The organism is Bifidobacterium sp. WK012_4_13 (genome assembly GCF_041080835.1).
GTDB classification, from domain to species: domain Bacteria; phylum Actinomycetota; class Actinomycetes; order Actinomycetales; family Bifidobacteriaceae; genus Bombiscardovia; species Bombiscardovia fermentum.
On sequence record NZ_CP129683.1, the window covers coordinates 1774652 to 1800889 of the forward strand.

At 56.1% G+C, this 26238-nt stretch carries 19 protein-coding genes and 2 pseudogenes; 12 read left to right on the forward strand and 9 right to left on the reverse strand.

Translation table 11 applies throughout. The annotated features are described in order from the left end of the window. Positions 1-5: 5 nt before the first annotated feature. A complete protein-coding gene (locus QN062_RS07115; protein ID WP_404984824.1) occupies positions 6-1856 on the forward strand; it encodes an ABC transporter ATP-binding protein in 1851 nt (616 codons plus the stop codon). A gap of 240 nt (positions 1857-2096) precedes the next feature. On the opposite strand, the gene QN062_RS07120 is transcribed toward QN062_RS07115, so the two are convergent. The 6 genes from QN062_RS07120 to QN062_RS07145 all read right to left on the reverse strand — a co-directional run bounded on the left by QN062_RS07120 (position 2097) and on the right by QN062_RS07145 (position 7652). After that, complete coding sequence (locus QN062_RS07120; protein WP_369341135.1) at positions 2097-2951, reverse strand: SDR family oxidoreductase; 855 nt, start codon at positions 2949-2951, stop codon at positions 2097-2099. Positions 2952-3288: 337 nt separating this feature from the next. After that, on the reverse strand, positions 3289-3600 hold the full coding sequence (locus tag QN062_RS07125; RefSeq protein ID WP_369341136.1) for a HigA family addiction module antitoxin: 312 nt from the start codon (positions 3598-3600) through the stop codon (positions 3289-3291). Further along, a complete protein-coding gene (locus QN062_RS07130) occupies positions 3575-3772 on the reverse strand; it encodes a type II toxin-antitoxin system RelE/ParE family toxin (protein WP_369341137.1) in 198 nt (65 codons plus the stop codon). The genes QN062_RS07125 and QN062_RS07130 overlap by 26 nt, the downstream gene beginning before the upstream one ends. A gap of 408 nt (positions 3773-4180) precedes the next feature. Further along, a complete protein-coding gene (locus QN062_RS07135) occupies positions 4181-5092 on the reverse strand; it encodes a MurR/RpiR family transcriptional regulator (RefSeq protein ID WP_369341138.1) in 912 nt (303 codons plus the stop codon). 48 nt (positions 5093-5140) lie between these two features. Then, positions 5141-6373, reverse strand: coding sequence for a pyridoxal phosphate-dependent aminotransferase (locus tag QN062_RS07140; protein WP_369341139.1), 1233 nt, complete (start codon positions 6371-6373; stop codon positions 5141-5143). 103 nt (positions 6374-6476) lie between these two features. Continuing rightward, the gene (locus QN062_RS07145; protein ID WP_369341140.1) at positions 6477-7652 is read right to left on the reverse strand and encodes a C45 family autoproteolytic acyltransferase/hydolase; all 1176 of its coding nucleotides are present in this window, start codon (positions 7650-7652) and stop codon (positions 6477-6479) included. Positions 7653-7799: 147 nt separating this feature from the next. Between QN062_RS07145 and QN062_RS07150 the strand changes: the two genes are divergently transcribed. Continuing rightward, positions 7800-9191: an amino acid permease gene (locus QN062_RS07150; RefSeq protein WP_369341141.1), complete on the forward strand. Its 1392-nt coding sequence runs from the start codon at positions 7800-7802 to the stop codon at positions 9189-9191. Between the two features lie 144 nt (positions 9192-9335). Here QN062_RS07150 and QN062_RS07155 read toward each other — a convergent pair whose 3' ends face one another. After that, positions 9336-10445 carry an FAD:protein FMN transferase gene (locus QN062_RS07155; protein WP_369341142.1) on the reverse strand — a complete coding sequence of 370 codons (1110 nt, stop codon included), beginning with the start codon at positions 10443-10445 and terminating at the stop codon, positions 9336-9338. 265 nt (positions 10446-10710) lie between these two features. On the opposite strand from QN062_RS07155, the gene QN062_RS07160 reads away from it, so the two are divergent. The 7 genes and pseudogenes from QN062_RS07160 to QN062_RS07190 all read left to right on the forward strand — a co-directional run bounded on the left by QN062_RS07160 (position 10711) and on the right by QN062_RS07190 (position 18858). Beyond that, positions 10711-12468: an FTR1 family protein gene (locus tag QN062_RS07160; RefSeq protein WP_404984357.1), complete on the forward strand. Its 1758-nt coding sequence runs from the start codon at positions 10711-10713 to the stop codon at positions 12466-12468. 113 nt (positions 12469-12581) lie between these two features. Continuing rightward, a pseudogene (locus QN062_RS07165) lies at positions 12582-13199 on the forward strand (iron transporter). A gap of 97 nt (positions 13200-13296) precedes the next feature. After that, positions 13297-14571, forward strand: a complete 1275-nt coding sequence (locus tag QN062_RS07170; protein WP_369341144.1) for a Fe-S-containing protein — start codon at positions 13297-13299, stop codon at positions 14569-14571. A 12-nt stretch (positions 14572-14583) separates the two neighbouring features. After that, positions 14584-15975 (forward strand): annotated as a pseudogene (locus QN062_RS07175) (ABC transporter permease). 87 nt (positions 15976-16062) lie between these two features. Next, entirely contained in the window at positions 16063-17268 is a 1206-nt protein-coding gene (locus tag QN062_RS07180; RefSeq protein WP_369341145.1) for an ABC transporter permease, read from the forward strand. A gap of 147 nt (positions 17269-17415) precedes the next feature. Further along, on the forward strand, positions 17416-18213 hold the full coding sequence (locus QN062_RS07185; RefSeq protein WP_369341146.1) for an ABC transporter ATP-binding protein: 798 nt from the start codon (positions 17416-17418) through the stop codon (positions 18211-18213). A gap of 102 nt (positions 18214-18315) precedes the next feature. Continuing rightward, the gene (locus QN062_RS07190; RefSeq protein WP_394854700.1) at positions 18316-18858 is read left to right on the forward strand and encodes an FMN-binding protein; all 543 of its coding nucleotides are present in this window, start codon (positions 18316-18318) and stop codon (positions 18856-18858) included. Positions 18859-19286: 428 nt separating this feature from the next. Here QN062_RS07190 and QN062_RS07195 read toward each other — a convergent pair whose 3' ends face one another. Beyond that, positions 19287-20579, reverse strand: a complete 1293-nt coding sequence (locus QN062_RS07195) for a class I SAM-dependent methyltransferase (RefSeq protein ID WP_369341147.1) — start codon at positions 20577-20579, stop codon at positions 19287-19289. 198 nt (positions 20580-20777) lie between these two features. Here QN062_RS07195 and QN062_RS07200 point away from each other — a divergent pair, with 198 nt between their 5' ends. Then, a complete protein-coding gene (locus QN062_RS07200; RefSeq protein WP_394854716.1) occupies positions 20778-21170 on the forward strand; it encodes a DUF4186 domain-containing protein in 393 nt (130 codons plus the stop codon). A gap of 87 nt (positions 21171-21257) precedes the next feature. Here the strand turns inward: QN062_RS07200 and QN062_RS07205 are convergent, their stop codons facing one another. Beyond that, positions 21258-22709, reverse strand: coding sequence for a lactonase family protein (locus tag QN062_RS07205; RefSeq protein WP_369341148.1), 1452 nt, complete (start codon positions 22707-22709; stop codon positions 21258-21260). A gap of 433 nt (positions 22710-23142) precedes the next feature. Here QN062_RS07205 and QN062_RS07210 point away from each other — a divergent pair, with 433 nt between their 5' ends. Continuing rightward, on the forward strand, positions 23143-24882 hold the full coding sequence (locus tag QN062_RS07210; protein WP_369341149.1) for an MFS transporter: 1740 nt from the start codon (positions 23143-23145) through the stop codon (positions 24880-24882). A 234-nt stretch (positions 24883-25116) separates the two neighbouring features. Next, positions 25117-26211, forward strand: a complete 1095-nt coding sequence (gene mvk / locus QN062_RS07215; protein ID WP_369341150.1) for a mevalonate kinase — start codon at positions 25117-25119, stop codon at positions 26209-26211. Positions 26212-26238 lie beyond the last annotated feature (27 nt).

Consider the following 26238-nt stretch of genomic DNA (forward strand, 5'->3'; position numbering starts at 1 on the left):
GACGTATGGGCGGCCCAGGGCATGGCATGGGCGGTCCTGTTGAAAAACCTGAGAATTTCAGCGTTTCGATGGGCAAGCTCGTCAAGTTTACGCGCAAATACATTCCGGCCACCTTGCTTGCCCTGGTTCTGGGCGCAATCGGCACGGTCTTCCAAGTCGTCGGCCCAGACAAGCTCAAGGACATCACGAACTACATCGCCAAGGGCCTGCCGGAAATCATCAATGGGAAGCCGGTGCTGCGTTCGATCGACATGACTTCCTTCGAGCATGTCGCCTATCTGCTTGTGGGCCTCTACGTTGGCTATGCCCTGCTCAGCTATGTTCAAAGCTGGATCATGGCGACCATCACGCAGAATACCGCGCGCGAGCTTCGCGATGCGATTTCGAAGAAGATCAACAAGCTGCCGTTGAAGTACTTCGACAAGGTCAGCTATGGCGATGTGCTCAGCCGCATCACGAATGACGTCGACGCCATCGGGCAGACGCTCGGACAGAGCCTTGGCGCGCTGATTACTTCCGTGACACTGTTCGTCGGTTCGCTGGTCATGATGTTCATCAACAATGTCATCATGACGCTTGCGGCCATCGGCTCAAGCATTCTCGGACTCGTTCTGATGCTGGTGATCATGAAGGTCTCCCAGAAGTACTTCGTGCAGCAGCAGCTCGCACTCGGCCAGGTGAACGGCCATGTCGAAGAGAAGTATTCCGGGCATGTCATCGTCAAGGCATACAACGGCGAGGCGAATTCCATCAAGGAGTTCGAGCGTTACAACCAGAGTCTGTATGAATCAGGCTGGAAGTCGCAGTTCCTGTCTGGTCTGATGATGCCCGTCATGAACTTCATCGGCAATCTCGGATATGTCGTCGTCTGCGTCGTGGGTGCCGTGCTGGTCATCAACAATTCGATAACCTTCGGCGTGATCGTTGCCTTCATGATGTACATCCGCCTGTTCACCCAGCCGCTGAGCCAGTTCGCCCAGGCCTTCCAGAACCTTCAGCGCACAGCTGCCGCGTCGGAACGTGTCTTCGGATTCCTCGAAGAGCCGGAGATGGCCGACGAATCGCAGAAGCAGGCGCTGCTTGGCCGGGATTCCGCAGGCAACCCGATTCAGGTGAAGGGCGACGTCGAATTCGAGCATGTTCGATTCGGATACGAACTCGATAAGCCAGTCATCCATGACTTCAGCGCCTCGGTCAAGGCTGGCGAGAAGGTTGCCATCGTTGGTCCGACAGGTGCCGGAAAGACGACCATGGTCAATCTGCTGATGCGCTTCTACGATCTGACCGGCGGCACGATTCGCATCGATGGGGTCGCAACGAACGAAGTCCCTCGTTGGAACGTGCACAGCCAGTTCTCGATGGTGCTGCAGGATACATGGGTGTTCCGCGGTTCGATCTTCGAGAATGTCGCATACTCGAAGGAAGGCGTGACGCATGACGACGTTCAGCGTGCCTGCGCGGCGGTGGGTCTTGACCGTTATATCCAGACGCTTCCTGATGGATATGACACCAAGCTCGACGACAAGACATCGCTCTCGCAGGGCCAGCGCCAGCTGCTCACCATCGCTCGCGCGATGGTTCAGAATGCTCCGATCCTGATTCTTGACGAGGCGACCAGCTCGGTCGACACCCGAACCGAGGAAGTCATTCAGAAGGCAATGGACTCGCTGACGGTTGGTCGAACCAGCTTCGTGATCGCGCACCGTTTGTCAACGATCAAGAACGCCGACATGATCCTCGTCATGGACCACGGTGACATCATCGAGCGTGGCACGCACGATGAGCTTCTTGCCAAGGGCGGTTTCTACGCCGATCTCTATAACAGCCAGTTCGCCCAGACGGAGCTCACTGCCTGAGGGCTTTTGCAAGTGTGGAGCAAGGGGCTCGTGACGACATATGCGTCGTCACGAGCCCCTTTACATCGATTTCATAAGTTATATGGGCTTTTATGGGCGAGATTGCAAGTTTTGGGCACTTGCTGAAGTATAAACGCCTGAAATCGGCATCAATTCGACCGACGTTGCCCTGTTTTCGCAGGCTTATACTCGAGCAAGTGCCCAAAACTTGCAATCTCGCTCTGTTTCAAAGCCGAATCGTCAATCGACCGGTGTTTCCTTCGCGATGCTGCCCGCCTTGGAGACCAATTCGTTCGTCTCTCCCTCGCCGTCCTTGGTCTTGCGTGTCCAGATGCATGCGAGCTGGCTTTTCTGATCCTCGATGATTGACTTCGGCAGAACGTTCCTATACATCGGGTTCTTGGCCTTGATGATCGTGATCGCTTCGTCAATCACGATCTGTGGATCATATTGTTCGTGAGGAAAGTTGAGCTTCGAATAGTCGAAGACTGGCTTCGGGGTATCCTCGCCCCAGTTGCGGTACGTTTCAAACATGCGATCATTGAATCCAGTCAGGAACGGACCAGGATTGATCGTCAGAACATCGATGTCATATGGTCGGGTCTCTTTATACAGTGCCTCTGCAAAGGCCTCGACCGCATGCTTCGAGGCTGAATATGCTCCCGAGAACGGATCGACGGTCAATCCTGCCACAGAGGACATGAATACGATCCGGCCGGATTTCCTCTCGATCATCTTGCGGGCAATTATCTGGGTCAGTGCGATCGGACCGATGACGTTGGTCTGAAGTTGGGCATCGATCGCCTTGGCTGGTATGTCCAGTGCCGAGCCGCCTTCGCTGATGCCAGCATTATTCAGCAGCACATCAATATCCCAGTCAGCCGCTTTGCTGCGATCGTCTGGTGATGTCACATCGAGCTTATCGAACTCGATGTTCTTCAATCCGAGCCCCTTAGCCTCCTGTTCGAGTGGAAATATCTGTGCGTAATCCTGAGTCGTTGCAATGACCTCGTAATTGCTGTCCTTGGCCAATCCAAACGCGATGCCACGTCCGAATCCTGAACCTGCACCCGTTATCAAAACATTCGTAACCATGTATCTTCCCCTTTCCGCTGCAACTGTAGCTATGCGTAGGCGTTATTCCTATGACATCGGAGACTCTCAGCGTCGCGCGAAATGGGGGTTTGCAAGTTTTTGGCACTTGTCCAAGTAGAAACGCTTTATATCCGCGAAATGGCGGTCGGTCTGATGCCGTTTTCAGCGGTTTATTCTTTGCCAAGTGCCCAAAACTTGCATGCTCGGGTGATTTCGCTGCTGCTTTGGTTGTTTGGAGATGTTGGATTCACCTTTTGGGGGTTCTGGCGTTGGAAGCGCTGTTATGTTTGTCTGTTGTGTTTGCGAATGCGTTTGCCCTGGGGCTATGGCTGCTGTGCTATGCCGCGACAAGGGGATGGACTGTCTCCTTCAATCCTGAAGGGTCGAAGCTCTTGGCGTCATAGTCGGTTTGCAGGTTCATCCAGAACAGGGGCGTCGTGCCCAGCGCATAGGAGAAACGGTATGCCATGGCGGTGCTAATCCGCCGTTTTCCAGTGATGATTTCGTTGATGCCGGTCTCGCCGACGCCAACGGCTTTGGCAAGTCTGTAAGCGGTGATGCCCAACGGGTCGAGGAATTCCTCCTTGAGAATTTCCCCGGGCGTGCTCAGAGCTTGCGGACGGTCAGTGATAGTCGTCGAAGTAGACATCGAATGCCTCCTTGTTTGTGTCGTCCCAATTTTTGTCATTCAATTGAAAGATCAGTCGATATTGCTGGTTGACCCTGATGCTCCAATGTCCTAATAGGTTCCCCTGCAAGGGTTCGAGGCGATTGCCGGGCGGAACTTTCAAATCCCTGAGGTCGTCGGCTGCATTGAGCATCTGCAGCCGGCGACCTCAGTCTTCGTTCAAAGCCGGACGGATATCCCCGAGGGTATGGGCCGCCCATCCAAAAAGTCCATAGTTCGCTTGACCTTGCTTTCACGCCACAATGATACCGGATTACGTTATTAACGTCGGCCGTTAATATGCTGCGATCATCCTGACAAGCTGTAGCGTGGGCGCTCCCACTTTGCAAGTTTTGGGCACTTGGCAAAGTATAAACGCTCCAAATCGGCTTAAATTCGACCGCCGTCATGCAGTTTTCAGCGGTTTATACTTTGCCAAGTGCCCAAAACTTGCATGCTAAGGTGATTCCGCTGTTCCCTTCCTGATGAGTCTTCGCGAGCTTGGCGATTATGCATCAATGCAAAATCGATTCTGGCCGTTTGCACATGCTCAGGCTGAGCTTCACTCGGCATAGACTCCGAACTGTCTGATGATGCTCTCCTCATGCTGCAGATGAGAGGCTGTCTTTTTCGGATCGGCAAGTGCTATGTCGCCGGCAAGTGCCTGGACGACGGCAAACACGGCGGTCATCGAGGACAGGGCGGAATTGCTTGTCGTATCGGCAATGATTGACTTCCATGCCTGTGAAAAGAGGGGCATCGCGCCTTCGTCGGTGATTGCGATGACCGGAATTCGTGATTGTTCCGCCCACTGCGTCGCCTTCACGGTCGCCGCCGAACATGGATATGTCGAGATGGCAATGATGCAATCATGCTCATCAAATCCATTGAGCGTGTCAAGGTCGACTCCATAACGGTCGCTGAGTTCGACGACGTTGCTTCGCACGAGTCCCAGCAGGTACGCACATAATGCAGCGACCGGCTCGGATTGCCGAAGACCGATGACGCCCACCCTCGCGCTTGCGCTCACGGTAGAGAGAATGAGTGACCAGCTTTCGTCTGAGATGGACGAAAAGGTCGTTGCTATCGCATCACGATCCAGCTGGGCGGATATGTTTCTTGTCTGCTCTGTCTCCCCGCCGTTCCCACCACTTCCACCGCTTCCGCCGTGGGATTGCGATTGCGCGCCCGCAGATTTCTCGCTCGAAAGGAAACGTTCCAGCATTCCGTTTCTCTTTCGCATTCGTAACCTGCAGTATTCGCGCATATGCGAGAAGCCCCTGAATCCTGCTGCCTCGGCGAAGCGAGTGATGGTCGACTGGTTCATGCCCAAGTCTCGGGCCAAGGTCGATACCGTCGCAGTGGCGATGATTTCGGGTTTGTTGATTACAAGCTCTGAAATCTTTCGCTGCAACGGCGTCAGCTCTGCCGACCTGAGTTTCATATCGATGAAGTCATTCTCTGTGTCTTCCATTCAACTCAGTGTAATATCGACTGTCGTTCCCATGCCACCAGGAGACCGCTACAGCAGCACTTCTCGAACATGATCGAGCGCCTGCCTGACTGAAGGTTCGTTCACTGGGTCTTGGGAATGCAGCGTCGTCTCGCGTTCCTCGTCGTTTGTCCCATAGACCATTGAGGTGACGACTCTCAGCCCCATCCTTTCCGGCTTGTCGCCGAAGGCCCTCCCCGGAAGGGTGGCTATGCCCTTTTCGGCGAGCAGCAGGGAGCTCAGCTGCCGGTCGTCCGTGACGCCGAATCGTTCGGCAATCTCAGTGTTCCTGAACGTGGGATACATGTAGAACGCGCCGTTCGGTTCCCGCACCTTCGCACCTGCAGCCTCGAAGATCTCGTAGATCGCATGTGAGACCTTCTGATGGAGGATTCGACTTTGCACCACTCTTTGGCGCACATCTTGAGGCTCGGCAAAGGCATACTCTGCGACGGGCTCCAGGAAGATGGCCATGCCCGACCATATTTCCGAGGCCGAACCCACCACGCTGTCGTATAGTCTCTGACCAAGATCGTTCTTGGGGAAGGTTGCCGCTCCGACTCGCCAGCCTCCAAGCGCGAGGGATTTGGACATGCCGGTGGTGACTATCGTGCGTTCCGGCGCCAATTCTGCGATGCTGACATACTGCTTCTGATCGTAGGCAAGGTCTCGGTATATCTCATCGGAAATGATGGTGAGGTCGTTGTTCTTTGCAATCGTTGCCAGCTTGCTGAGGGCATCCGCGGGTGAAACGGTGCCGCTGGGATTATCGGGATTGGTGATGAGCAGTATGCGAGGATTGCCGCCCTCCGCCCTGTCTGTGTCAATCGCCTGCTGCAGCAATGATGGATCGGGAATGCCGCCCGCAACCTCAGGAGTGTCGACCCATACCACTTTCTTGCCCATCAGCTGCGCCTGCATGCCATAGCTTGTCCACGATGGCCTGGAAAGTATGAGGTCGCCTTGAATGGCAAGAAGCAGCGCATAGATGATTGCCTTGCTGCCCGGTGCTGTCAGACACAGCTCCGAATCCGATGCGATTCCTCGCCGCTGGAAGTAACCGCTGATTGACTTCCTTACCTGCGCGCCTCCCTGCACGTATGGATAGGAGTTTTGCGGGAGATGTTCCGCGGCTATCTTCGTCAGCGATGGGAGCACTGGAAGTCCAGCCTCTCCAAACCCAAGGTTCACCACCCTTTCGCCTTTGCTCTGCTTGTCGAACATGAGCTCATTCATTACAAGCGTTGCTGATTTCTTTGCCATATTGCCTTCTTGTTCTGTGGCCATGCGTTTGTGCTGACCGATGTGCTGATGACTGATCTGCTGGCGCGCCGATGACTGATGCTCGTTATGCGCGCAAGGCGGCCTATGAGTGTTTGATCGCCGCTTCCATGGCCGTCCGTTCGCTGACCTTGACATATTCGTCGAACGACAGGGTCTGGACCTTGTTGTCGTATGACTTGAGCGTCACCGTTTCATTCAGCAGGTCGCAGACTGTGGTGACGAGTGTCATAAGCGGGTCGTTGTTCTGCGCGAATCTGCGCACGCCGCACGGCAAAGGCTTGTCGCCCAAGAGATCGAGATACCATTGCGCATCATTCTTGCCCTGGATTGGGGGATCGAGGTGCGAAAGGTAGCTGCCTCGCTCAAGGCTCTCCGATCGCAGGCCAAGCGAGTCGGCTGCATCGGAACTGGTGTCGGATGTGTCGATCGCCGATGGAAGATGGAGCAGGTGGTTGGTATGCCAAGACAGCTGTTCGTTGTCGATCTCCTGTACCAGCGACTGACCTTGGGCGACCTCTGCGGTGAGCAGCCTTCCGGTCTTCATTTCGCCGATGTTGTATGAGAAGCCGCCAGCTGTCCTTGCACTGTCAAGGAATTGGCGGGCCTGGTCAAACCCTTCGACCCGCTCCAAAGCCATTGCTGCGAAATGTCTGCCTTCGGCGGCGGCTGGGTGGTCGACCTGGATATGGTTGATTCCCCATACAAGCCCTGCCGACGTTGCTATATGTGAGTTGCAAGGCAGGAAGCCGGGGTACCACTGCACGGTTGCCGTGGGCTCTCCGAGGATCGAGAGCGTGAGGAACAGCATCTTGCCGCGAAGGTTCGGCGCTCCATCCTCATTGTGTGCGGCGAATGCGCTCTGCCCGTCCTTGAACGCGACATCGGAGCATCCGGTACCGTCGGCGCTGCCGACATCGCCGCGAAGGTTTGCCTCAAACAATATGTTGGGGTCGATGTTCGCCCCGTCCGCAAGCTCCTGAAGTTCAAACATCTCCTGTGGATGGCTTTTCATGCTTTCTGCGAGCAGCGATGCGAACGACTGCTCGCCCTTCTTGCTCTTGAACCACTGCGATAGCGGTTTGCGTTCGGGCATCTCGTTCATCACATCGTGGATTCGAGTGGCAGCCAGGCGCCCCAGGAGATGGAAGACGGCACCTCGAGTCCCAGTCAGGTGCAGCCATCGCATCCCTACCAATTCCGTCTCGCTCCATGCAACGGAATCGGTGACCTTGATGTCATTGTGTGCAGTCTGTTCCATGACGTTCACTTTCCTCTACAGTGCAGTGCATTACACGATGAAGTTAATTATATGCATGTTAACAGTTTGTTGCACACGTTTATATGCATGAAACTTTCCGGTAGTTCGATTATGGGCCATAACGGAATCCACAGGAAAGGAATCAACATGAGCGCAGTGACTTCCGAGCACCGCTCCGACGTAGGGCTGAGAAACGTGCTTTCAAAACGCCAGCTGACCATGATATCAATCGGCGGCGTGATCGGTGCCGGACTGTTCGTAGGATCGGGCAATGCCATCGCATCCGCAGGTCCGGCAATCATTCTGTCTTATTCAGCGGTGGGCATCATCGTCGTTGCGATCATGCAGATGCTTGGAGAAATGTCCACGGCAAATCCGACTTCCGGGTCATTCTCCGACTATGCCTCTCGATATATGGGTTCATGGGCGGGCTTCTCGGTCGGCTGGCTCTATGCATATCAGTGGTGCGTCACCATCGGATTCGAAGCGATTGCCGGTGCGGGACTTGTCAATCAGCTGCTTCCTGCCGTGCCTACATGGCTTGCGGCTCTGATTCTCTTGGGAGCGATGATCGCCGTCAATCTCATCACGGTCGAGGCATTCGGAACCTTCGAATACTGGTTTGCCATGATCAAGGTTGCAACGATCTGCGTCTTCCTCGTCATAGGCGTGCTGGTGTTCCTCAATCTGTTCCCGGGAACGCACTCCCCGGGTCTGACCAACCTGATTGGACAGGGCGGCTTCGCACCCAAGGGATGGGGAGCGGTCCTCAACGGATCCGTCGTGGTCTTCTTCTCATTCTTTGGAACCGAAGTCATTACAGTCGCCGCCGGCGAGGCACAGAACCCGAAAGAATCGGTCCGGACTGGAATCAAATCCGTGGTGTGGAGAATCCTGCTGTTCTACATCGGCTCAATCGCCGTCATCGTCACGTTGATGCCGTGGAACAGCACCAAGGTCATGGACAGCCCCTATGCCGCCGTTCTCGGACATCTTGGATTGCCATACGTCGAAACCATCATGAAGGTCATCGTGCTCTGCGCCGTGCTTTCTTGCCTGAATTCCGGCATTTATTCAGCATCCAGAATGTTGCACGCAATGGCCGCCACGCATAAGGCTCCATCCGTGCTGTCCAGGACGAACAAGCGGGGAGTTCCGACATTCGCGGTGTTCGGTGCAGCAAGCATCGGCATATTGACGGTCATCGCGAACTACTTCCTGCCAACCACCGACATCTATGAATTCCTGATTGATTCCTCAGGCTCGGTGGCCGTTATCGTCTATCTCTATATCAGCATCACACATTTCAGATCGCACCATGACATCGTGAAGAACAATCCGGACATCCCTGTGAAGATGTGGGGCTATCCATGGGTGAGCGCCATCATCTTCGTGGCGATGCTTGCAGTCATAGTGGGCATGGCAACGAACGCCTCCAGTCAGAGGTCCTTGCTGCTTACTGCCTTGGTTACGATCATCAGCATCGTGATTGGCTTCGTGAATCAGAAAAAGCTTGAGACGGCCTCTGACAAAGGGTGACGTGGCGAGCGGTCGGGTCGCTTCATCCGAGGCGGCCTTGGCGGCATTTCGATGAAGTATTGCAAGGGGCTGACCGTTCAGGTCGGTCCCCTTGCTGTGCATATGACTGTGTGCATATGCACACTCTGCGTCGATGGACTCGCTCTATTCGTGTGTGAAGAATCTTCCAGGGAAGTGCGCTGACATGCCTGCTTGACGGTGGGAGTCAAGGACTGCGCAGTCGAAGGTGACGTTCTGTGAAAGATTCGAAGCCAGAATTCCCGGATCTGTGACGAACAGGGCGGTTGAGATTCCATCCGCCCATGCCGTGGGGTGATCGATGCCGTGTAGGCGTGCTGAAGCGGTTGCCAGACAGACCCAGCTGGCTGCTATGTCTCGAACGGGAGTGCCGTCTATGGCATTCAGCAGATGATGCATGAGAATCAGCTGGGATTCATGCGCCATGCCGCCGTGGCCTTGTGGCTGTCGTCCATCCTGGGCCGTCTCCTGTATCTGACTTGGCCGGGGATCTTTGACGAACCAGTGTCGGCGGCTTGGCGCCGAGGCACAGAGCGAGGCATCGCATAGAGAAGCCGTTCCGATGGCCTTCGAAGTGTCGGACGGGTCTTCGAGCGCAATGGATTGAGGTTGCGAAGTGTGGATTCGCAGATCGCCTCCGGCATCGATCACATATTCGGATTCAGACTTCGATGTCGAACCGAGTGTCGGACCGGGTGTTCGAGATGCCGTTGATTCGCTCGCCGCATCATCAAGCGAATCGATCCGCTGTGAGATCATGTCGACGAGGAAACCGTTGCCGACTGCACCAAAGTCAAGCTGCACCGCCCGATGCGTGCGTAGCGTCGCCCCATCGCGTTCGACCGCATCCGGCCAGCACGCCCGCCCATTCACGGCGCCGTTGCGCTCAAACGCATCCGCCTGCATTTCGAAGCTCAGGTCGGGGCCATAGCCCAGCCGTACAAGATCGGCACCGATCAACGGGTCTATTGCGCCGGAGGTCGAGCGATACAAGGCATCGTATATGTCGAAGAGCGGGGCCAGGCCAGACGAGAATTCGAAGCTTCCACCGTGCCTTGCGTGCGCCATCGCAGACACCGTCGAATCGTCTCGGAATCTGGACAGTTCTCGCTCATATCCTTCAATCAGCGATGTGGTCATGGCTTGGAATCCCTGAGCGGCGGGCTTGTCAAAGGCGATGACAATTCCCGTTCCCAAAGCCTCTGGGAAGGTCACTATGTGAGATAGAGCGCTCATCTGACCCCGGCTTCCTTGAGATTTTCCTACAGGATTCCCACTGTTCATGCAAAAAATCAATCTTTACACTATAAATCTGAAAATAACAAGACTGTATATCTTACGGTTTTCAGGTTACATTATGGGATTGGTGATGTTCGTCACACCTTGTTATGGCATATGCACCATACGCCATAGACACGTTATGTCATATGCGCTTTATGCCATATGCACCAAGGCGATTGTACTGAGAAAAACTTGAAATAGCACCGGAGAGAGTCGGAAAATGCGGCATGGGCACATCGTTTCATATAAGGGCTTGCGCGCAGTCATAGCGCTTGCAGTGGCAGTGCTGTCGATCATGGCATGCTTTGCGCCCAGTCAGGCGCATGCGGCGGATGCCGCGCAGTACGCAACATGGAGCGATGTTTCCAAGGCCATCTCACAGCAGCTGGCTACTGGCGAGAAGACCTATGCTTCCGGCAACACCGCTGGCGCATCCTCCGATTTCGGCACCGCCTACAACACCTTGTATGTGGCCACCAACTTCGTCAGCGCGGCCAGCGCCACGCTCGGCGACCAGACGCAGCAGCAGCTTCAGCAGCAGTTCCAAAGCATTCAGCAACTGTCTTACGTGACTGGCAATGGTGACGAAATCAAGCAGCAGATCGCCACTCTCGACCAGCAGGTGAGCGCAGCGGCCGAGAAACTTGACGCCGACACGTCGTTGGCCAAGCCGCCAGCGTATGCAAGGCAGCTGAATGCACAAATTGAGGCTGACCGTAAAAAGATAGATGCTGCGAAAAAGAACAGGAACAACGGCAAGGGCACCAGATCTTGGGTTCAAGTCGCCACCGAGATGAACAAGATCCTCGACAAGGCGCAGCAGGCAAGCGAGTCCGGTAACGGACGCAAGGGTTCTGATCTGGTGAACACAGCCTATTACCAGTACTACGAGAAGCTTGGCTTCGAAAAGACCGTGATGAACGCCATCAGTGGCAACCGTGTCTCCCAGGTCGAATACCAGTTCAAAGAGACCCGCATGGCGATGGTGAAGGGTGAGTCGAAGACAACCGTCGCCAAGCTGGTCTCGGAGCTCAAGGCGATGCTGGCCAAGGACTCCTCGATCCTCGATGGAGGAGCGGCAGGCAAGGTCAGCCCGATGACGGCCTTCTTCACCAGTGCCTTCGGTCAGGCCTTCGTCGTGTTGCTTCGCGAAGGGTTGGAGGCGATTCTCGTCGTTGCGGCAATCATCGCGTACCTGCTCAAGGCCGGTCACAAGGACAAGATCAAATACATCTATTGGGGCATTCTGGCAGGCCTGGTTGGAAGTGGTCTGGTTGCGCTGCTCTTCACCTTTGTGTTCAGCTCAGCGGGCGCTCACCAAGAGATGCTCGAAGGTGTGACCGCGCTGATCGCCATGGTCATGCTGCTCTTCACGAGCAGTTGGATGCTGTCCAAGTCATCGGCCGAATCCTGGAATCGTTACATCAAGGAGAAGACGGTAGCGGCCGTGTCGACCGGCAACGTCATTTCGCTGGCACTGCTCTCATTCCTCGCCGTGTTCCGAGAGGGAGCCGAGACCGTGATGTTCTATCAGGCGATCTTCACGATGGCGCCCAGTGGAAGCCGCGAGATATGGGCTGGATTCGCGGCGGCGGCGATTCTGCTGGTATGCATATTCCTGCTGATCCGCTTCACTTCGGTGAGGATCCCGATTCGACCGTTCTTCGTGATCACCAGCGCCTTGATGGCAATCATGGTCGTGATCTTTGCGGGCGGTGGCGTGCATGCACTTATCGAAGGCGACTTGATTCCTGCGACCTATTACCCATCAGTTCCAACGAACGACTGGCTTGGCCTGTATCCATACGCGCAGACCATAGCCGCGCAGATCATCGCAATCATTGCCGTCGTGACGCTCCTGGCCATCTCGGTGATTCGCTCGCGAAGGGCGGATGGCAATCGGGTTGGCACTGCCGATTCGGTCAGCATGGCCGAACCGGCCGCCTCGACCGGTTCGAACGATCTGACCGACAGGTGACGCAACCTTGCACATGACCTTGCTCATGACTTCGCGCATGACCTCGAACGCAACATAACAGATTTCAACTGAAAACCAATCAACCCCCTAACAGCAACAAGGAACAAGAGACAATGAAGAAGAACAAACTCATGGCCGCCGCTGCGCTGGTGCTTTCCGGAGCACTCGCGCTCTCGGGATGCGGCTCCTCAAGCACAAGCAGCACCGCAAAGAGCACTGCATCGTCATCAAGCTCTAGCAGCGATTCAAGCAGCTCAAATGGTTTCGAAGAAATCTCAATCGGCGACGATCAGCAATCGGGTCCGCTGAACATCGGCACCGTGTTCTTCTAGCCAGTCGACATGGAGCCTGCCGGCATGGGATTGACCGCAGCAAATTCAAACATGCATCTGGAAGCGGACATCCATGCGCTCGCCAACAATGAACTCGGCTATGGCAAGGGAGACTTCGTCCCCGACCTGACAGTGAACTATACGATCACCGATGAGAGCGATGCCAGCAACACACAGTCAGGAACGTTCATGCAGATGAACGCATCCGATGGCCCGCACTATGGCGCGAACCTCATGCTGAAGAAGGCCGGAACCTACAAGCTCACCTACAAGATCGAATCCCCGGCGGCAAAGGGCTGGATGCTCCATGTTGACCCTGAGACCGGTGTGAAGGGACGCTTCTGGACAACGCCGATCACCGTAAGCTGGGATTGGGACTACACCCCGCACGAGTGGTAGATTCCGCACGAGAAGTTAGTTTTGACGAACCTGCATTCCAAAGAGGAGGATTCCATTTGGAGTGCGGGTTCAACGACTGTTTCAGGAAGGGGTGCACATGCTTGAACAGTTTGTTACCGTGCTGCCGGGAACGCTAGGCCCAGCATTGCTGGTGATGTGCCTGAACGTCTTGCTCGGCGTTGGAGAAGGAAGAAAGCGTCCGCGCAACGCACATTGGCGATTTCTGGGGCTTGTCCTGGGCATTCTTGGAGCTACGGTCTTTGCGGCCTTGCGCGCGACCGCAGTCATCAATCAGCGCACCTTCATCAATTATCCGACGCTTGTCTGCTGCGTGATCGCGGATATCGCAGTCATGTTCGTCATCGTCGTCGCAAGGCGGATGACCCGCGACTGGACGCATCATGCACTCTGGCTGCACATCGGCAACGCGGTTGCCGGCATTGCCATCGCCTTGACGGTATTCCGCGCCCTGCCGGATGTGATTCTCGAGCTCACCATATTCATTGAACCTGGCGACCCGGTGTTCACTTCAGAGATGCTGCTTCGTGCGCTTGGGTTCATGCTTGGCGTTGGCGCATCGATCGTCGTCGCGTGCATCATTCGTTCCATGCGGCTCACTGCAACGCCGCTGTGGTTCACGGTTGCCGCATTGCTGCTGATGGCGCTCATCTTCATTCAGCATCTGACCTCATTGGTCACGCTGATGCTTGCCGTAGGCGATATCATGCTTCACGGGCTGAGCTTCCATCTTCTGGTATGGTTCATCAACAATACGAGCTGGATGATCATCGCGCAGGTATGGGTGTTCATCGTGCCGGCAATCGCAAGCGTCATCGCAGGCTTCCGCATTTCTGCGGCCGTTGGCAACCCTGCCGATTCGCGCAGGCATGTGGCCTTGAAACGCCGTGCGATGCTGTCCGCTGCGTGGACGGTCATTGCCTCGATTGGCGTGACGGTTGCGCTCACCTATGGCGTTGCGCAGACCAACAAGCAGCCGGTGCTATCGCGGCCGGAAAGCTATTCGCTGGTTCATGACACTGCGACGATCAAGTTCTCGCAGATTTCGGACGGGCATCTGCATCGCTTCCAATACAAGGCAAAAGATGGCACAGTGATGCGCTTCATTATCATCAAGAAGAATGGTGGAGCATATGGCGTCGGACTTGATGCATGCGAAAACTGCGGCGATGCGGGCTATTACGAGAAGGATGGGAAGATCATCTGCAAGCGTTGTGACGTTGCGATCAATCTGGCGACCATCGGCTTCAAGGGTGGCTGCAACCCGATTCCCTTCCCCTATAAGACAACCCACGGCGCGATAGTCATCAACACCGCGGATCTTGACGCTTTATCCAGTCATTTCAAGAGTTGAGGAGATGCTGAGATGTTCTTGAATCGTATGGTGTTCCGCTCATTGAGCAGACAGTTGCGTCGTCGCATTCTGATCGCGGTGAGCGTCGGGCTGTCCACATGCGTCTGAGTCGCCATGCTCGGAGTCGTGTTCGATGTGGGGGACAAGCTGAATGCGGAGCTGTCGACCTATGGTTCGAACATCGTGGTGCAGCCGAAGTCCGATGCGGTCATTTCCGACCTGTATTCCTCTGGAGGAGCGGATTCCGGTGATGATACCGCCGCAGCCACCGGCTCTGAAAGCACCGATCCGACGGCGTTCATGAAGGAATCGGACGTGCAGAAGATCAAGACGATTTTCTGGGCATACAACATCACCGATTTCGCGCCGACGCTTAACATGCATGCCGATGTGAGCTCCGTATGCCGCGACGATTCGCAGAAATCGTCGTGTTCGAAGAGTTCGGGCTCCGATTCCGTGGCGATTGTCGGAACGTGGTTTGCAAAGACCCTGAATCTCGATACCGGCGAATCGACGGTGGCCGGCGTTCGGAACATGCGTTCATGGTGGAAGGTCACCGGCAGATGGGCTTCCGATAAGACGACTGCCACATCGGGTGTGGAAAGTAGCGAGGCGATGGTGGGAACCACGCTCGCACAGCAACTGAATGTGCAGGTCGGGGGCAGCATCACGCTTCACAAGTTCGGCCGTGAACAGCATGTGCGTGTCGTTGGCATCTTCCAATCGGGAGACAGCGACGACAGCTCAATCTACATGCCATCTGCGGCTGCCGAAAAGCTCAATGATACGGCTAACTCGGTCGACCGGATCGAGGTCAAGGCGCTGACCACACCTGAGAATGCCTTGGCCAAGAAAGCGGCGAAGAACCCGGCTGCCCTGTCGCAGGAGGAATGGGAAACGTGGTATTGCACGGCATATCCCTCATCAATCGCATATCAGATAGAGGAGGTCATCCCAGGATCCGTGGCCAAGCAGGTGCGTCAGGTCGCCGCCTTGCAGGGTGATGTGCTGAAGAAGACGCAGGCCGTGATGATTCTGATGACTGTGCTGAGCCTGATTTCTGCGGCGATTGCGGTTGCGAATCTGATGGCGGCCGCGATTGCCGAGCGTTCCTCGGAATTCGCGTTGCTCAAGGCGATTGGAGCGAGCGACGGTGCCGTCATTCGAATGATTCTGCTGGAGACCGGTGTGGTGAGTCTGGTCGGAGCGCTCGTAGGCACCGGGCTTGGATCCGGTGCCGCGCAGCTCATCGGCCATGTCGTATTCGGCGCGGGCATATCGATGCGTCCGATGGTGTTCGTGCTGGTGTTCGTGTTGTTGGCGGCCACCATCCTGCTGGCATCGCTTTCGGCGATCCGTTCGATTCTTGGACTTAGACCAGCTGAGGTGCTTCATGGCAGATAGTCATGACCGCTTGGTCTCCGCGAGATTCGTGAAAGCACGATGGAAGACCTGTCGAACTTCGCAATACATGTGGGCAGAGGGATTGAAATGAATAATTCGCGTATGTTCCTGGCAATGATTGTCGGGGCGATATTCCGAAGGCGTTCGCGTGCGCTGATGGCAGTGATAGCAACGATGGTCGGCGCTGCGACGCTGTTCTGTCTTGCGGCGGTCTGCATTGCCGTTCCTCAGCAGATGAACGAGGACATGCGCTCATACGGTGCGAACCTGGTGGTTTCTGCCATCGAGAAGGAGGGCGCTGTGAAAACCGGCATTGCCGATGACATGGTCGCCCATACCACCTCGATGGTTCGCGCGAAATCGTCTGCGAAATATGCGACATATCGCTATGAGACCGTTCGCATCAACGCCGCGCCATACATGCTTGCCGGAATCAACAGCGCCCAGGTAAAGGCGCTGAATCATCACTGGAGCGTCGAGGGCGCATGGCCTTCGCATGGTTCGGTCATGGTAGGGAGCGATGTGGCCACTGCACTCGGACTGAATGTGGGTGGCAATGTCACGATAGCCTATAAGTCCTCTGACAATGACGGTTCCTCGGCTGCGAAAACGACTCAGGATGGCAGGGTCTCGACCGATATTCTCGAAGGTGGCGGCACGACATATCGGGTCGCTGGCATCGTGAATACCGGGGGCTCCGAAGATGAGATCGTATATGCGACGAATGCCGATGTTGATGCGCTCTCTGGAACGAAGCGTGGGGCGGATGTCATCGAATATTCGTCAAGCGCCATAGGCTCCGAGCTCACTGATATTGCGACAAGCATCAACGACATGACAAGCATGGGAGTCAAGGCGCAGACGGTCACTAAGATCAGCTCATCCGACACCAAGATCATCACGATGCTGCAGACATTGTTCTGGCTGGTCTCCATCGTTGTTCTGGCACTGACCTTCGTCGGCGTGGGAACGACGATGACTTCGATAGTTTCCCAACGCCGCAACGAAATCGGGTTGCGCAAGGCTCTTGGCGCTCCCAACTCAAGCATCCGTACCGAGTTCTATACGGAGTCGGTCGTCTATGGCCTGGTCGGAGGCACTCTGGGTGCGACCATCGGATTTTGGCTGGCGCGCCTGCTCTGTTCGATCGTTTTCGGTAGAAGCATAGCGATGAATTGGTGGCTGGTGTGTGCTGCCGTCTTGGTGAGTGCGTTGATCGCGATTCTTGCGACCATCCGACCTGTTTTGAAGGCTTCGCACATCGATCCTGCCATCGTTTTGAGTGAGGAATGAGCGAGATGTTGAGTTTTGCGGCAATTCCAAAGTATCAATGCTCGAAAACGGCTTTCTGTCGTCCAGATTTCAACGTTTGTGGGGTTTTGTACTTTGGAATTGCCGCAAAACTCGGAATATCATTTTTTTGACACGAAAGGAGCAGGCATGCTGCTCGAATTGGACCATGTTTCGAAGATCTATGGCGATTTGCACGCGGTTGACGACCTCAGCCTCTCGGTTCAGGAGGGGGAGTGGCTCGCAATCGTCGGTTCGTCGGGTTCGGGCAAGACCACGCTGATGAACATCATCGGCTGCATGGATGCGCCGAGCAAGGGGACAGCGACTCTTGAAGGCCGGGAACTCAATGATCTGAATGCTTCCCAGCTTGCCGACGTGAGAAAGAACGTGATCGGACTCGTCTTTCAGAAGTTCTATCTCGTTCCTCACCTCACCGCGGTCGAGAATGTGATGGTGGCGCAGTACTACCATTCGGTCGTGAACGAGAAGCAGGCCATGGAGGCTCTTGAGAATGTCGGCCTGGCAGAGCGCGCCCATCATCTCCCTGGCCAGCTGTCAGGTGGGGAGCAGCAACGCGTATGCATCGCACGGGCGCTGATCAACTGTCCGAAGCTGATTCTGGCCGATGAGCCCACTGGAAATCTCGATGAGGCAAATGAAAGAATCGTGCTTGATCTTTTCAGAAAGCTTCACGAACAGGGTACGACGATAATCGTGGTGACTCACGATTCACTGGTGGCATCGTGCGCACAGCGAGAGATCATGCTGAATCACGGAGTTCTTGCAGGAGAACGCTGGAACGACGATGTTGCGCGTCAGCGCTACGTCGAGGCAGGTGGCAAGCCCGCCAGCATAGGCAAGGGTGATGAATCAGCGCGATCCGCCGAGGAATCTTCGATGCCTGTCGGATTCGACACCGTCACCAAATCCGCAAAGACTCGTTGAATTCCAGCGCGGGAAGGGAATCCTGAAGACGGTGAAGGTGTGGGAGCGAACAGGTGAGAAGCGGATGAGCATATCGCGGCATATGAGATGGAGGACAGGGCAATGACGACGAACGGCGACTTTCCACGGCGAAAGATGAGGCATGCGGCTTTCGCAGCGGTGGGCCTGGTTACCGCCACCATCGTTCTCGGCGCCTGCGGTGAACCGAAGGCAGTGCCTATGGACGATGAGTACGCCGGCTCAGGTGAGGAATCAAGCTCTTCGTCCAGTCAATCATCGTCGGGCGATTCGTCATCTTCGGCGTCGGCGTCTTCGAGTGCCTCTGCATCCTCGAGCAAAACCGATAGTGGGATATACAAGGACGGAAGTTATTCGATCAACGGTCAATATGGCCCTGTCGGAGAAGACTCCATCGATGTCAAGCTCACGGTGAAGTCGGGCAAGGTAAGCGATGTAAGCGTCGTTGGACATCCCTTCACGACGATTTCCAAAAAGCATCAGCAGGCATTCATCAAGGCCATCCCCGGGTTAGTCGAAGGCAAGCCGCTCAAAGGTCTTAAAGTGGATAGGGTGGCCGGAGCGAGCTGGACGTCCGACGCCTTCAACAAGGCGCTTGAGGTGGCAAGGGAACAGGCTTCGGAATAGATGCCAAGTTGACTGCGCCTGGACTCATCTCGTACCGCAATCACAAGTTTTTGGCACTTGCTGAGGTATACACCATTGGAATCGTTGAAATGACGGCGGGTAACCTGCCGTTTTGCGCTTGTCTACTTCGCGAAGTGCCAAAAACTTGAATCTCCGGGCGATGGAGGAATTCTCTGGGTCTGCGAAATCGCATTTCTGAGACGAAAGCAGCGCAGTCGGGCGCAAAAAAGTGGGGACGGCTGTGCCACGGCATCATCAGACGCGATCAGACAGCATCAGGCATTACCGGACAGCACTGCCAGACGGCACTCCAGATGGCACCATCAGATGGCAGCAAAGGCCCGGAACCGATGAGATGGGAACATATGAGGTGACCTGTGCGGTTTCGCACAGGTCACCTCATGCATGCCTTCGAATTGTCTGGCAGCTCAGTGGCGAGGCCACCAAGGACGCAGCGGGTACGTGGTCGTGCCCGTCTCAGGGTCGGGCTTGATGCAGAGGAACTGATGGATCTGGATGGTGTTCATTTCGAAGTTGAAACGAGAGCCAGCCATATACATGCCCCATAGGCGGGCCTTCTGCTCGCCGACCATGTCGACGGCCTTCTGCCAGTTGCGTTCAAGGTTCTTGTTCCAATTCATCAAGGTCAGCGCATAATGCTGGCGCAGATTCTCCTGGTTGATGACCTCGAAGCCGACGTCGTTAATCACGAATTCGATTTCACCCGGGCTTGCAAGCTCACCGTCAGGGAAGATATAGCGGTCAATGAAGCCGCCCGCGCGCTTGCCCTGATGCGAGTTCGCGCGAGTGATCTGGTGGTTCAGCAGCATGCCGCCTGGACGAAGCTTCTCGAGCATTTCCTTGAAGTATGAGGGGTAATGCTTATGCCCGACGTGTTCCATCATGCCCAGTGAGCAGATGCCATCGAAGCCTGATTCGGGAATGTCGCGGTAGTCCTCGAGACGGACTTCGGCCAGATCTTCCAGACCCTCCTTGCGAATCCAGTCGTTCGCCCACTGAACCTGCTCTTCGGAAAGGGTCACGCCGATGACATGGATGCCGCGCTTCGCTGCGGTTACCTCCATCGACCCCCATCCGCAACCGATGTCGAGCAGATAGTCACCGGACTTGAGATTCAATTTGTCGAGCACCAGGTTCAACTTGTTGTATTCTGCCTTTTCCAGCGAATCGTCTTCTGCGTCGAAGCATGCGCAGGTGTAGGTCATGGAGGGCCCAAGGAAGAGGTTGTAGAACTCGTTGCTGAGGTCATAGTGGTAGCTGACCGTTGTGGCATCGCCCTTTTTCGTGTGAGGCAGGATGCCTTCGCTGATGCGCTTGGCCACTGAGGGAAGTTCGATCTCCGGAGGCTTTGGAATATGGAAGCCGTGGGAGAGAATCGTAGACGTGATGTTCGCCAGGGTCGCCGCGGTGGGCTTTCGGAAATGGTTCTGCAGTTCCTGAAGCTGTTTGAATACTGCGTAAGGGTCGCCGGGCTTCAGCTCAGGGGAGGCGATGTCACCTTGAAGGTATGCCCGTGCGAGTCCGAGATCGTTTGGATTCTCGAAGATGTAATATACCGCCCGTGAATTGCGAACCTCAAGGTGCAGCTGCGCATCGTCACTGCCAAAGTGCGAGCCATCAAACGCAGTGACCTGAAGAGGCGCATCCGGTTCGACAAATGCCCCGACCATTTCTGCAACATTCATTCTATGTTTCGCCATGAAACCCCAATCCTTGTGAATAATCCCCTACTTCCCCTTTTCGAAGGGTACGTACTGCTCAACTAGGTTACTCCCCGTCGCATGACAAAGGAGAGCGATTTCGCTCCCGTAGATGCAATCATTGGCAGTGCGTTGCAGTTATACAGTGGAGGCATGCAGTCAGAACACTCGCAATACGATGAGCAATGGGTCCAGGGAATGCTTGGCAAGCTGGGAAAGTCAAAATTTCGCGCAAGCTTTAAGCTGAGTGTAAAAGATCGAAGGTATGCGCAGGCCAAGGGCCTGAGCACGATAGATGAGCACGCGCATGAAATGCTCAGCACCAGGGTCGGTGCCGCATTCCCCCTCAAGGATGGCAAGCAGACGCCCTACCGGGGCCATCCAGTGTTCACCGCCCAGCATGCGACGGGCACATGCTGCAGAACGTGCATGGAACGTTGGTATGGCATTCCCAAGGGACACGAGCTCACCGAGGATGAAATCAATCATCTCTGCTCCGTGGTCATGGCCTGGATCGAGCGTGATCTGCAGGAGCATCCCGACCGCCCAGGAGCGAATGGCCGTGATGCGGAGCAGTTGACGTTGCTGTGAAGACGGCCCATGCCCTGGTGCGTTCTCGGATTGGACTCGGCCATGGCGCCCTCTGGTCGAACACGGCGCAACGGCCGAAATCAAGCCCTATGCGTGCGAAGAAGAATGCTGCGAGCTGATGGGCAGAACGCAGGTCGGCGAAGCCACCTGCGCCGAGCCTATGTCGCGGGGAGAGCCATCGGGGGCTATCGCGAAGCAGTTCAGCGTCGAGGAGAACTGGTTCGAGACGATGATGCTTCTTCCGAGGGCAAGCACGTGACGAGGCCAGCTCCCGCCGCTTGAGAATCCACTGTGCCAAGGCGAATCTGTCTGCTCGGGAAGCCTCTTCAGAGACGATCCGTTCCAACGCAGTGGGATGATGCGGTTGGTGCCACGCAACCCAACATATGCGAAACCTTGATTCTGATCGACCGCATCGTTGCCCGTTCCATTGCATTCAGTTCCATTGCACTCGGCCCCGTTGCACTCGGCCCCGTTGCACCCAGTTCCCTCACACCTTGATTTCTCACACCTTTCGCCGCCTCCCATGCGCGCCTTGTGGCAGCCTGCATGTCCTGCGGAATCGGGTATGTATGCCAGCGAAGATGCCTGATCCCGGTCGCTGGCCCCCAGATCCAAGGAATCGACGATGCTGATTCCCGAGGGGTTCGCAGCGTCGAGGCGCATGACGAAGGCCTTGCGACTCCACTCGGATATAAGGACTATCGCCAAGGAATCCTTGAAGGCAGATGGGTCTGCCGGCAGGATATGCAAGTCCCGAGGGCCCGTTCCGGCTGGAAGATGCAATTCGCCATGCTTCACGAGCTTGCCATTGTCCCAGTGATATGTGCGTATCCGGTCGGCTCCGAGATCGGAAACCAGAACCAGCCTGGGCGATGAGCCGTCCGCGCGCTGGGATGTGCCAGCCGCCTCGTCGGATTCGTGTCTGCCGGTCTGAACCTCTATAGGGAGAATCCAATGGGCGTGGGAATGTTCCTGAGCCGGAAGAGGACCGTGGCCTTCTCCAGACAAGGCCTGCGCGGCCGCGCCTATGCGCCCCTTCGAATCCACCGGATGCACGGTGACCGTACCGTCGACGTAGCAGGCGCTGAGAATGTGCATGACGCCAATGTCATCGGTGCAGAGAGCGACATGCGTCGGCCCCTCGCCTGGAGTGCTTACACGCGATAGCTCCTCAAGTGCAATGGTGGGATCCTGTGTGGCATGCCCGCTGTCTGCGGTGGCATTTGGTGCGCTCACGTCTTCTTGAGCAGGCGTGGCCTCGTCCGTGGTGCGCCGATAGGAAACGAGTTCATTGCTGAATTCAAGGCAACCGAAGACGACATCGTCCCGGGCGCATAGCCATGAAGGAGAGGGAATGGCCGCGATGCAGCCGTGAGCGGCGAAATGGGCCTCTCCTTCTTTCTGGAGGTCAGTGCCGCCGATGTTCGTGGTGAACCATGTTATTCCCTTGGCCGAGCCCTCGCCATCAGGACCCCATCCGCCGACAAGCAGTTCCTGAGAGCTGTTGCATGTCGATGCTTCCAAACTTTGCTTCATAATGAGCATTCTAATGACAGGCTCTGGATGATCGATTCTCAGCCATGAGCAAGAGTCGGACTTTCGATGGGATGCCAGCCCTGTCAATCGCCGACAAGGCTCGAAAGTGGAATGGACCGACGTCATTCTCCTGCGCATGCGTTAGTATTGTCAGGCTTTGCGATACGACGCGCGGTGCACGGCACCTTGCAATGGAGAATCCCGTATCGATAAGGTCAACGCATATGCATCAGTTCCGTTGACCGATGCTGACGATGATGCGTTATATGCGTGTGTGTTCCGCCTGGTCGAGGATCTTTGCTCCGATTCCTTGTGAATGCCGAAATGGCCACATTGGCCGCAATATCGGCTGTATGCGCATGCTTGCGCGATGGCAGGGCGTCAGCTCAACAGGCAGGGTCGGAGGAGTGCGGCCTGCAGACATAAGGAAAGAATGCATACCAAGAACACGACATGCTCGCATGCGCGCCCAACGGACAGTCAAGAGAATCCGGCGAAGGAACGGATATCGAGACATGAGGCCGGGGGACCGGCATCTCAGCCGTCGGCGCGGCTCAGAAAGAGACATCACATACGCTTTCCATCCCCACGCCCGCGAAATCTTCAGCGTGAAGACATAGTCATGGTGGAGGAAGCATCGGTGAGACAAGCCGTTCTGGGCACATCTGTCGGCAACTTCATGGAATGGTTCGATTTCGGAATCTATGGGTATCTGACGGTGGTGATGACGACCGTGTTCACGAAGGGTCTTCCCAATTCCCTTGGCGTGCTGATCATGCTTCTGGGCTTCGCCGTCAGTTTTCTGGCACGTCCGCTGGGAGGATTTGTGCTCGGACCGCTTGGCGACAGAATCGGGCGTCAGAAGGTGCTGTTCATCACCATGTCGGTCATGGCGGTCTCGACATCGCTTATCGGTGCGCTTCCCACGGCGGCTCAAATCGGTCTTTGGGCGCCATTGCCTCTCTATGTTCTGAAGATGATCCAGGGCTTTTCGACGGGTGGGGAATATGCCGGCGCCGCAACCTACGTCTCCGAGTTCTCACCCGACAAGCGTCGGGGCTTCTTCAGCTCCTGGCTCGATGTCGGCTCATATCTTGGGTTTGCCGCAGGCGCAGGTGCGGTTGCGCTCACGACCATGGTCTCCGAGCGTTACTGGGGTGCGGATGCCATGGTGAATGGCGCTTGGAGAATCCCCTACTTCCTTGCAATCCCACTTGGCATCATCGCCGTCTACTTCCGTTCTCGCATCCCTGAGACACCACACTTCGAAATGGAAGATTCCAGCGCAGAGGATGAGAGGCCGAGAACGCGCAGACGCGGACATTGGAGATTCTCCATCGTTGGGCCGAAGCTGCGCGATGAGCGCATATTCGGTGCGCATTCGCTGCCTGGGGTGTTCAGACATTTCCATAAGGAGATTCTTCTCGGAATCCTGCTCGTCGCCGCTGGCAATACGCTCGGCTACGTGCTGACGAGCTATATGCCGACCTATCTTTCCAACGAACTGGGAGAAAGCACCACTGATTCCGCCGTTGCGACGATTCCAGTGCTCATTCTCGTGACCATTCTGATGCCCTTTGCCGGAAGGCTCTCGGATCGCTTTGGAAGGAAGCCGGTTTTCGTCGCGTCCGCGGTCATCTCCGTCTTGGCCATGATTCCCGCATTCATGCTTATCAACTCCGGAAGCAGTCTTGCGATGCATCTGTCCCTGATTCTGCTTGCCCTGCCCGTCGCAGGCTATGTCAGCGTGATTGCAGCGGCATTGCCCGCACTCTTTCCAACTGCATCGCGCTTTGGCGGCATGGCGATAACCTATAACGTCGGAGTCTCGCTGTTCGGAGGGACGACCCCATTCATCGTTCAAAGCCTTATCGAACTGACCGGCAATGCCTATATGCCAGCGCTGTATGTGATGCTGTTCTCGATTCTGGGTGGCATTGCGGTCCTGTTCATCCCTGAGACCGCAGGCAGGAATCTGATGGGTTCGATGCCCGCGGTAGCCTCTGCGGAGGATGCTTCGGAGATTCTCGCCACCCAGCAGGCCGACCCCAACATTGATTTGGACACGATGCCGGTCGATGCGGTGGCCGAAGCGTGGAACGTTCCGGACAACAAGGGACGGACTATCAATGAGACGGAAGGCGATCATGCAGGTCCCCGCCTCGCTCGGTGACTCTGAGCGCGCTTGCGATTCGCGTGAAGCGGCCTTTTGAGCCTTATTTGTGAATCTCCACCGTATTATCATCGTTCTGCGATGCGAGCGCGGTGCATTCGACCGTATAATCCTAAAGCGGCGTCCATGTGATGGCAACGGGAGACGGCATTCGTGCGATGACGGCCCGCACGGCTGTGCCGCGTTGCAAGGTGTGGCCGAGATGTTGAACCGGAAAGGTGGAGCAGGGCATTCATGAAGGAACGGACGTATGAGCAATTCCGCAGACGACCGCAGTCAGCCCTTCTGGGCGTTGAAAATGCGGCACCGTTCTCGGAACGTGTGATGCGCTCAGCCAGCCCCCGGCTCGCCTCGCGAACTTCCCAGATGGAGCTTCCCTCACGTGGGGCGTTCCACTCGGGTTATGGCGAAACATGGGCAAAGGCCATTCTCGTCGGGGAACACAGCGCAGTCTATGGATATCCAGCCGTGGCTCTTCCCCTCCATAGCATGAAGATGAAGGCTTGGGCAACGCCGAATCTCGTTGGACGGCATCAGCTCAGGGCGCTTGGGTTCACTGGCCCGCTCGACGATTCGGGAGACCGCTTCGCGGGCATTCGCAGAGCCGTGTCCGTCGCAGAGGAATTCGTATCTCCACAGCGTTGGTCCGCCTTCACGCTTGTGACCGAGGCGGACTTCCCTGCGGAACGGGGCCTTGGGTCCTCGGCTGCCGCTGCTGGTGCGGTCATCCGCGCCGTTCTGGATGCATACGGGGTCGGCGCTACCTCACAGGAGCTGTTCGAACTTACCAACCGAGCTGAGATGGTGACCCATGGTCATCCATCCGGCTTGGACTCTGCGACCACATGCTCGCAGAATGCAGTCGTGCTCAGCGGTGGCAGAATCTCCCATGTTTCCATGAAGGCTTCAGGCGTATTGGTCATCGCGGATTCCGGCATCTGTGGAAGCACCAGGGAGGCTGTCGGCAACGTTCATCATCAGTATGAGACGGACAGGCCTCGCATCGAGGCGATACTTGGGGAGCTGGGAACTCTCGGCTCTCAATCAGTGGATGACCTGCAAGGCGGAAAGATGGACGATCTGGGTGTCCATATGAATGCGGCGCATATTCTGCTCGCACAGCTCAAGGTGAGCGAACCGACACTGGATAGGCTTGTCAACGTCGCCCGCGACGCAGGCGCCCTTGGCGCGAAGCTGACCGGCGGCGGGCTTGGTGGATGCATAGTCGCCCTGGCCGCTGACCAACGACATGCGGACGTCATCATGGATGAACTCCGGCAGGCTGGGGCATGTGGAGTCTGGTCCCATGGGCTTGGGGCGATGGTATGAGCGTGCCGGATAGGCCCGTTGCGGAAG